Genomic DNA, 1,126 nt, shown 5'->3' with positions numbered 1-1,126 from the left:
CTATTAAAGGTAGTGGGTTTCCCCATTCGGAAATCTCCGGATCAAAGCTTACTTACAGCTCCCCGGAGCATATCGGTGTTAGTGCCGTCCTTCTTAGGCTCCTAGTGCCAAGGCATCCGCCGTGCGCCCTTTCTAACTTAACCTAAAAATAAGTTCCAACAAAAGTTGTTCGTTATTTTTTGATATGTGCAGCTATAAACAGCGATGTAAATAGACTACACGTAAAAAGGTATTGCATTCATGATTCTTGACTTGTTTCTTTGGTTACATGCACACCCATAACGAATGTGTACATAACCCAATGTCGTTTTATCCAGTTTTCAAGGAACAAAAATACTCCCTATCGGAGTAAGTGGTGGAGCCTAGCGGGATCGAACCGCTGACCTCCTGCGTGCAAGGCAGGCGCTCTCCCAGCTGAGCTAAGGCCCCGAATTAGCGTTAGTTATTTAAGTTAGAAATACTACTTAAAAACTTTAATGGTGGGCCTAAGTGGACTCGAACCACCGACCTCACGCTTATCAGGCGTGCGCTCTAACCAGCTGAGCTATAGGCCCCTTTCGGGATTGCTCTATATATGAGTCGAACTAACTCTGTTTTTGAGGATCAAATAATAATGAACCTTCAAAACTGAACGCAAAACGTCAAGTGAGAGAACGTGTCTCTCGTTTTTGTAGACAAAGTCTACATTCCGAATGTTGACGTATCAACATATATCCTTAGAAAGGAGGTGATCCAGCCGCACCTTCCGATACGGCTACCTTGTTACGACTTCACCCCAATCATCTGTCCCACCTTCGGCGGCTCGGTTAGGCTATTTTGGCAAGGGTCAAGCCTAACGTCCGACGTTGAGCGGACGTACTTCGGCCTTAGCGATCATTAGCACCTAGTCGTACGGTGCCACTTATGCAAGGGCCCAGAACATGTGTGGCGGGCAGTGTGGTGCTCTCAAACATTGTGGGCTTCAGCCACTCCATTGGGAATCCCCTCGGTCGGCGGCTTCCACCCTGTCTACTAACCCCACTTCAGCATTGTTCCATCGGCATAGCCTTCCACGCCGACCTAGTGGAGGAAAGATTCCTATATACAACTATGCAGTTGTAAGCCTTACATCTGAAACAGATGTTTT

At 47.0% G+C, this 1,126-nt stretch carries 2 tRNA genes and 2 rRNA genes (1 of these 4 cut by a window edge); all 4 read right to left on the bottom strand.

Annotated elements, in window-relative coordinates:
* A 23S ribosomal RNA gene (locus tag ACXYMX_RS10465) occupies positions 1–143 on the bottom strand; the annotation flags it as partial.
* 210 nt (positions 144–353) lie between these two features.
* Positions 354–429, bottom strand: a tRNA-Ala gene (locus ACXYMX_RS10460).
* Between the two features lie 48 nt (positions 430–477).
* Positions 478–554 (bottom strand) — tRNA-Ile (locus tag ACXYMX_RS10455).
* A gap of 166 nt (positions 555–720) precedes the next feature.
* Positions 721–1,126: ribosomal RNA gene (locus tag ACXYMX_RS10450) — 16S ribosomal RNA — on the bottom strand; it runs 1,060 nt beyond the window's last position.

Source organism: Sporosarcina sp. CAU 1771 (assembly GCF_054482775.1).
Note: the sequence above shows the minus strand (reverse complement) of the source record. Positions and strands in the feature narration are given on the sequence as shown.